This is a genomic window from Micromonospora thermarum (assembly GCF_012034245.1).
GTDB classification, from domain to species: domain Bacteria; phylum Actinomycetota; class Actinomycetes; order Mycobacteriales; family Micromonosporaceae; genus Micromonospora; species Micromonospora thermarum.
The window spans coordinates 49360-56836 of the sequence record NZ_JAATEO010000034.1 but is presented as its reverse complement, the minus strand read 5'-3'; the positions used below and the strand labels follow the sequence as shown (position 1 = coordinate 56836).

Genomic DNA, 7477 nt, shown 5'->3' with positions numbered 1-7477 from the left:
CGCTCCACCGTCGGCACCGCCACCGACGCCAACGCGATGCTGCGCATCCTCTTCAGCCGGCTCGGGCAGCCGCACATCGGGCCCAACGCCTACTCGTTCAACGTCCCCTCGGTGCGGGCCAGCGGTGGGATCACCGTCGAGCGCGGCCCCAGCAAGACCAGGACCGAGAAGGTCACCTTCAACCGTCTCGGCGGCATGTGCCCGCGCTGCGAGGGCACCGGTTCGGTCACCGACTTCGACCTCACCGCGCTGTACGACGACAGCAAGTCGCTGAACGAGGGCGCGCTGACGATCCCCGGCTACAGCATGGAGGGCTGGTACGGCCGCATCTTCCGCGGGTCCGGGTACTTCGACCCGGACAAGCCGATCCGCAAGTACACCAAGAAGGAACTGCACGACCTGCTCCACAAGGAGCCCACCAAGATCAAGGTCGACGGGATCAACCTGACGTACACGGGGCTCATCCCGACGATCCAGAAGTCGTTCCTGTCCAAGGACGTCGAGGCGATGCAGCCGCACATCCGCGCCTTCGTGGAGCGGGCGGTGACGTTTACGACCTGTCCCGAGTGCGACGGAACCCGGCTCACCGAGGCGGCCCGCTCCTCGAAGATCGAGGGGAAGAACATCGCCGACGCCTGCGCGATGCAGATCAGCGACCTGGCGGAGTGGATCCGTGGCCTCGACGAGCCGTCGGTGGCGCCGTTGCTCACCACGCTGGTGCGGACTCTCGACTCGTTCGTGGAGATCGGGCTGGGCTACCTCTCGCTCGACCGGCCGTCGGGCACGCTGTCGGGCGGCGAGGCGCAGCGCGTCAAGATGATCCGCCACCTCGGGTCCTCGCTCACCGACGTCACCTACGTCTTCGACGAGCCCACCGTCGGCCTGCACCCGCACGACATCCGGCGGATGAACGGCCTGCTGCTGCGGCTGCGGGACAAGGGCAACACGGTGCTGGTCGTGGAGCACAAGCCGGAGGCGATCGAGATCGCCGACCACGTCGTCGACCTGGGCCCCGGTGCCGGTACGGCGGGCGGCACCGCCTGTTTCGAGGGCACCGTCGAGGGCCTGCGAACCAGCGGCACCGTCACCGGGCGCCACTTCGACGACCGCGCCGCCCTCAAGGAGACGGTACGGAAACCGAGCGGCACGTTGGAGATCCGCGGCGCCGCGACCCACAACCTCCAGGACGTCGACGTCGACATCCCGCTCGGGGTGCTGTGCGTCGTCACCGGCGTCGCCGGCTCCGGCAAGAGCTCGCTGATCCACGGCTCGATCCCCGCGACCGCGGGCGTCGTGTCGGTCGACCAGACGCCCATCCGCGGCTCGCGGCGCAGCAAACCGGCGACGTACACCGGACTGCTCGACCCGATCGGCAAGGCGTTCGCGAAGGCCAACGGCGTGAAGCCGGCGCTGTTCAGTGCCAACTCCGAGGGCGCCTGCCCTACCTGCAACGGCGCGGGCGTGATCTACACCGACCTGGGGATGATGGCCGGCGTCACGACGGTCTGCGAGGACTGCGGCGGCAAGCGGTTCCAGGCCGAGGTGCTCAGCTACCTCATCGGCGGCAAGGACATCAGCGAGGTGCTCGCGATGTCGGTGACCGAGGCGACCGAGTTCTTCGGATCCGGTCCGGCGAAGACGCCGACGGCCCACGCGATCCTGTCCCGGATGGCCGACGTCGGGCTCGGCTACCTCAGCCTCGGCCAGCCGCTCACCACGCTCTCCGGCGGCGAGCGGCAGCGCCTCAAGCTGGCCACCCACATGGCCGACAAGGGCGGCGTCTACGTCCTCGACGAGCCGACCAGCGGCCTCCACCTCGCCGACGTCGAGCAGTTGCTCGGCCTGCTCGACCGGCTCGTCGACTCCGGCAAGTCGGTCATCGTCATCGAGCACCACCAGGCGGTCATGGCGCACGCCGACTGGATCATCGACCTCGGCCCGGGCGCCGGCCACGACGGCGGCCGGATCGTCTTCGAGGGCACACCCGCCGATCTGGTCGCCGCCCGCTCCACCCTCACCGGCGAGCACCTCGCGGCCTACGTCGGCGCCTGACCGTGCCGCCCGGGCTGCGACGGGCTCGGGCGACGACCGGGGGCGGTGTCACTCATCCGACCTGTTCGGCCTCGTCGTGTCCGGACGCCGTTCCCGGCTTCGGCGGGGACCGTCGCTGTGGCCCGTCCAACCCAACCGGGCGGCGCGGACGGCCTGATCCGGGCCGACTCTCCCGCTACGCCGACATGATCGGTTCATCCCCGGTCAGGCCGGCGTACTGGTCGGGTTGCGCGGTCAGGATGGTGCATGCGTTGCTGGTGGCGGCGAGCAGCGCGCTCGCCAGGTCCAGTCGACCGACGGTGCGGTACGTGTCGGCGAGGGCGCTCCAGCTGAGCGGATCGACGGTGAGCACCGCCGCGGCGGGATGGTCGACCAGCAGGTCGAGCCGGGCCGTGTCGACGACCGACCTGGACGCTTCCGCCAGGCACGCGACGGGCAGCCCGAACAGGTGGCCCTCCTCGGCGACCTGCGCGATCGCCCCACCGACGGCGGTCGATCCCTTGGTGAAGGCGAGGATCGCCGACGCGTCGAGGACGACCCGGACCGGCAGGTCGGGACCGCGACGCCTGCGGGCGGGCATGTGCGGGCGGGCGGCGGTGACCGATGCGCCCGGTCCGGGCCTCCGTTGTCCCGGACTGCGCCACATCGGGTAGGCGGTGGTGCCGCCCGGGAGCGCGAACGGCTCGCCGGAGACGTAGCCGTGCCGCGCGTACAGGTCCCGGTCGGTCACCGATGTCGCCTCCGTGTACGTGGGGAGCAGCGCCTGGCCCATCCGGGCGGTGCTCGCGGCGAGCAGGGTGGTGGCGCGCCGGACGCGGTGGCCGTCTGGCGCGACCGCGAAGAACGCCAGGTGGTTGTGCGGACGTGCGGGTCGGTGAGTGCGCAGGACGTCGTCGAGCAGCAGGAAGCGGTCGACGTAGTCACCACAGGCGGCGGCGAGCCGTTCGCCGTACCCGCTCGTCCGGGGAATGGGACCGTACCGGTGGAGCCACACGGCGGCGGCGGACCGGTCCTGCAGGAGGTAGGCCTCCCCGAACAGGAGAGCGTGCTCGGTCCAGATCCGGATGACGGAGCTGAGGACGTCACGTCGGCGACGTTCGTCGGGTACGAGCCACTCACTGATGGGGCTGCCGACGAAGGGGGCGACGACCAGTTCGACGATGTCGGGGATGTCCGCCCAGTGGGCGCGGCAGACGGGCAGGGTGTTGGTCACGGGTTCTCCTGGTGGTGGTTGCGGCTGAGCGGTCGTTGTCGGGGCGGTACGGGCTCGGGCACCGATCGGTCCAGACGTGGACGTGGCGTATCGCGGGCCCGGGAGGACTGCCTGGCCACCTGCCGGTGGCCAGTGCGTCAGGAGGGGCGTGGGGACAGAGGGGACCGGCCGTGCGTGCCCGGTCCGGGCCTCTGGCGACAGCGGTGTCCACGGCCGCGCGAGCGACGTGACCGCCCGTCGTGGCCGTTCCGCCTTCGCCGGCGGTGGGGACGGCCGCTCAGGCGGGTCGGGTGTCCGGTTGAGGCGATCGACCCGCGAGCGTGTCGCAGCCACGGACGTGGTGGCCGGAGCGCTTCAGGTCCGGGGCCCACGAGCGAACCGTGGCGTCAGCGGGGTCGCCGGTCCCGACGGCTGCGGATCCACTGCCGGCGGTGCTGGCCGGAGCACCAGGGGCCGATCCTGGGGGATTACGCGGGTCGCCCGGCGGCACCAGCGCCCGGCCCGCATCGGCCCACGGCTTCCGATGAGGTGCTGTCGTGGACGCGGGGGCCGGTGACGGGTCTCCCGGGGCGACCGCGAAGAGCGGTGCGGCGGAACGGGTCAGCGCGCCGGGCGTGCCGACGGCCGATGCGCCACCCACGGGTGTCGGGGCGATCTCGACCGGGTCGGCGGGCGGAGTGGACGGCGCGGCGGGCGGGCCGAGGATCGGCTGGGCCACGTCGAGCACCGGGGCGAGGACGGGGGTGAGGACCGGAGGCAGAACGTCGACGATCGGGTCGGCGACCGGCCGGACGACGGCGGCGACCGGTTCCGGCAGGCCGGTCCTGGAGACCTCCGCGACCGCCGGCGACGCGATCCCCACGACCCGACGTACGACTGAGCCGGCCACCTCGACGATGGCGTCCACCCCACCCCGGGGCCGGGGCGCGTCCACCGGCTGTCGCGCCGGGATGCGTCGGTTCGACGACTGCCCACCCGTCGGCACTCGTGCCGACAGCTTCACACGCGCCAGCGGCTGGTCCGCTCCGGGGAGAACCAGATCGACGCGGACCCGTGTGGCCTCGACGGGGGAACGAGGCGGTGGGGCAGGCGTACAGGCCAGGGAGCCGCCGAGGGCGGTCACCTCGGCGTCGAGCAGATCGCCCCGGACGCAGAGCCGCGTGGGCTCGGCGGCGTGCGCCGGCTGATCCACGACCGCATCGCACAGGCCCCAGACGCCGAACACGCCCCCGACCAGGAGTACGCCCCGCAGCGTCCACCGAGCCAGTCGGCCTCGACCCAGCAACGGGACACCTCCACGGAAACCCTCGTTCACACCGGCCTGCCGATTGTGCCGTGCGTGACTGTCCGAACACTCCTCGACACGCGGGCGAAATCAACGTACGCCGAAGTGTCGACAGGGGAGATGGCGTCCCGGATCGGGGCGGCGCCTGCCTACCGGCTGCGTTCCACGACGTACTCGGTCAGGTCGAGCAGGAACCGGCCGTCCTCGGTCTCGGCCGCCGGGCCCAGCGCCCGCTGTCCTTCGCGCCGTGCGGCCGCAGCCAGGTCCCGGGCGCTGCGGCGCGCGGACTCGACACAGTCGTACGCCAGGAGGCGCCCGTGCAGCCAGCGCACCTCCGCCGCCGTGCGCTGCGCCCGGGTCCCGCTCAGGAACCCGACCAGCCGCTCGCGTTCGTCACCGGTACACCGCTGCATGAAGTCGATGAGGATCAGGGTGCGCTTGCCCTCCCAGAGGTCGCCCGCGATCTCCTTGCCGTACCGGGCGTAGTCGCCGGTGAGGTTGAGCGCGTCGTCCTGGATCTGGAAAGCGGCGCCCAGGTACCAGCCGTAGCGGTCCAGGACGTCGACCGCGTCGTGCCGCCCGGTGGCGACGAGGATTCCGCTGCGGCACGGGTAGATGCACGTGTACCAGGAGGTCTTCTTCAGGCACATGCGGTAGTAGGCGTCGGCGTCCAGGTCGCACACGTTGTCGCGGATCCAGCCGATCTCGATCGCCTGCCCCTCCAACGAGTGGCGCAGCATCAGCTCGGTCTCCTCGAACAGCCGCCACGCGATGCCCGAGCCGAGCGCCCTGCGGTTCGCGGCGAGCCGCTGCAGCGCCAGCAAATTGGTCATGTTGCCGACGTTGAGGGCGACGCCGACCCCGTACTCGGCGTGCAGGGTCTGTGCCCCGCGCCGCTGCTCGCTCTCGTCCTGGATGTCGTCATGGATGAGGAACGCGTTGTGGAACAGTTCCACGGTCACGGCGGCGTTGAGCCCCACCGGCGTCGCACCGCCGAACGCCCGGCAGGTCGCGAGGCACAGCGCGGCGCGCAGACCCTTGCCCCACCGCCGTGGGTACTCGGCGACCAGGTCGTAGAGGTAGCGTGGCCCGCCCGAGGGCACGTCGTCCAGCAGCGCGCCGATCGCGAGCGTCCGGTAGCGCTCCAGCATCCGCTCGACGTGCCCACCGGCCACGCCGGTGGCCGACGGCATCGCCTGCTCACCGGTCCGACGGCGGCGCGTCCTGCCCGGCCGGCGGCATGAGCCGGTCGGCGAGCCCGTTGGCCACGTCCGGCAGCAGTCGCGCGAGGTTGAGAACGGTGTCCAGCGCGTCGTGCGCGTCGGAGGTGTACCGGCGGATGACCTCGCCGCGCTGGTCGTCCGACGTCTTCAGCTGCCCGACCACGGTGTCGATCAGCGCGTGCCCGTCCGTGCGCACCCGCCCCACCAGTTCGTCGAACGCCTCCGGGTCCACCCTGCGGTCGGCGCTGAGCCGCTCCTCGAGCCGCCGCGCGCTGGCCATGCCCGCCGCGAGCTCCTCCTCCAGCACCGAGGCCGCGTGTGTCACGGTCTCGGAGGTCTGCTCGGCCACCTTCTCGAAACGCTCGTCCCTGCGCTCACGCTCGCTGTTCGCCATGTAGGAAGTGTTCGTGGCGCAGCGGGCGGTGGGGTAGAGGTGTGTCGAGATGGTGACTTCAGCCCGTCGACGCGTGGTGCGTCTCGACCGCCCGGCCCATCCGGGTGACGGCGTCGGTGAGGATCGCGGGCGAGGTGGCGAAGTTGAGGCGTACGAAGCCGGCCCCGCCGGTGCCGAAGACGTGCCCGGAACTGAGCGCGACCCGCGCCCGGTCGAGGAACATCCTCGCGGGCCCGGCGACGTCGCTGGCGACGCCCGGCTCGCCGTCCGGCGGCCCGGAGTCGATGCCCAGCGCGGTGCAGTCCAGCCAGGCGAGGTAGGTGCCCTCGGGGCGGTGGTACCCGATCGACGGCACGTGCTTCGCCAGCAGCGTCTCCAGCAGCGTGCGGTTGGCGTCGAGGCCGTCGAGGACGAGGTCCAGCCACCGCCCGCCGGCGCCGAACGCGGCGGTGTGCGCGACGACGCCCAGGTGGCTGGGCCCGTGGCCGACCTCCTCCGGGATCCGGTTCAGGTCGGCGACGGCCCGCGGCCCGGCGACCGCGATTGCCGCCTTGAGGCCGGCGAGGTTCCACGCCTTCGAGGCGGAGATCAGGGCGAACGCGTCCTCGGCGCCGGCCACCGTGAGGTACGGGGTGAAGCGCGCCCCGGGGAGCACCAGGGGAGCGTGGATCTCGTCGGAGACCACCCGCACGCCGTGCCGGCCGGCCAACTCGGCGACGGCCTCGAGTTCGTCGCGGCGGTGGACGACGCCGGTCGGGTTGTGCGGGTTGCACAACAGGAACGCCGGGCGCCGGCCGTACGTCCGGGCGCGGCGGAACGCCTCGTCGAGAGCGGCGAGATCCATGCGCAGGTCGGGCCCGAGCGGAGCCTCGACCACGTGCCGGTCGGCGTGGCTGACGAACGCGTAGAACGGCGGGTAGACGGGGGAGCACACCACCACCGCGTCGCCGGGGTCGGTCACGACCCGGAGCACCTCGACGATGCCCATCATCACGTCGGGCACCACCGTGGTGCGGTCGACGCGGAAGTCGTGCCACCCCCACCGCTGGGCGGCGAAGTCGCCGAGCGCCTCGGCGTACGCCGTGCCGTGCGCGTATCCGGTGTCGCCGAGGTCGATCGCGCGGCGGAGCGCGTCGGCCACGGCGGGGGCGAGGGGCACGTCCATCTCCGCCACCCAGAGGGGGAGCACGTCCGGCGGGTGCATGCGCCACTTCACGCTGGTGCGCTGGCGGAGTTCGGTCAGCGTCAGTCGGGTGAGCGGATTCTGCGTCGCGGCGCCGCCGGCGGAGGGATCAGAGCCTGCCATGCCG

At 72.2% G+C, this 7477-nt stretch carries 6 protein-coding genes; 1 reads left to right on the top strand and 5 read right to left on the bottom strand.

Going from position 1 to position 7477, the window contains the following annotated elements; all coding sequences use genetic code 11:
* A partial coding sequence (locus HCJ94_RS24880) for an ATP-binding cassette domain-containing protein (RefSeq protein WP_168003471.1) occupies positions 1-2052 on the top strand: 2052 nt, incomplete at its 5' end.
* A gap of 175 nt (positions 2053-2227) precedes the next feature.
* Here the strand turns inward: HCJ94_RS24880 and HCJ94_RS30515 are convergent.
* From HCJ94_RS30515 to HCJ94_RS24855, 5 genes are all read right to left on the bottom strand, one after another.
* Entirely contained in the window at positions 2228-3265 is a 1038-nt protein-coding gene (locus HCJ94_RS30515) for a hypothetical protein (protein ID WP_240944485.1), read from the bottom strand.
* A 277-nt stretch (positions 3266-3542) separates the two neighbouring features.
* Complete coding sequence (locus tag HCJ94_RS24870) at positions 3543-4457, bottom strand: hypothetical protein (protein ID WP_205801868.1); 915 nt, start codon at positions 4455-4457, stop codon at positions 3543-3545.
* A 242-nt stretch (positions 4458-4699) separates the two neighbouring features.
* Positions 4700-5743 (bottom strand): polyprenyl synthetase family protein, encoded by a 1044-nt coding sequence (locus HCJ94_RS24865; RefSeq protein WP_168003469.1) that lies wholly within the window; start codon positions 5741-5743, stop codon positions 4700-4702.
* A 7-nt stretch (positions 5744-5750) separates the two neighbouring features.
* Positions 5751-6167, bottom strand: coding sequence for a hypothetical protein (locus HCJ94_RS24860; protein WP_168003468.1), 417 nt, complete (start codon positions 6165-6167; stop codon positions 5751-5753).
* Positions 6168-6225: 58 nt separating this feature from the next.
* A complete protein-coding gene (locus HCJ94_RS24855) occupies positions 6226-7473 on the bottom strand; it encodes a MalY/PatB family protein (RefSeq protein WP_168003467.1) in 1248 nt (415 codons plus the stop codon).
* Between the last annotated feature and the right edge of the window lie 4 nt (positions 7474-7477).

Excerpts from the sequence above, each read along its gene's own strand:
- HCJ94_RS24865 (WP_168003469.1), bottom strand. The coding sequence starts at position 5,743 with ATGCCGTCGGCCACCGGCGTGGCCGGTGGGCACGTCGAGCGGATGCTG.
- HCJ94_RS24860 (WP_168003468.1), bottom strand. The coding sequence starts at position 6,167 with ATGGCGAACAGCGAGCGTGAGCGCAGGGACGAGCGTTTCGAGAAGGTG.
- HCJ94_RS24855 (WP_168003467.1), bottom strand. The coding sequence starts at position 7,473 with ATGGCAGGCTCTGATCCCTCCGCCGGCGGCGCCGCGACGCAGAATCCG.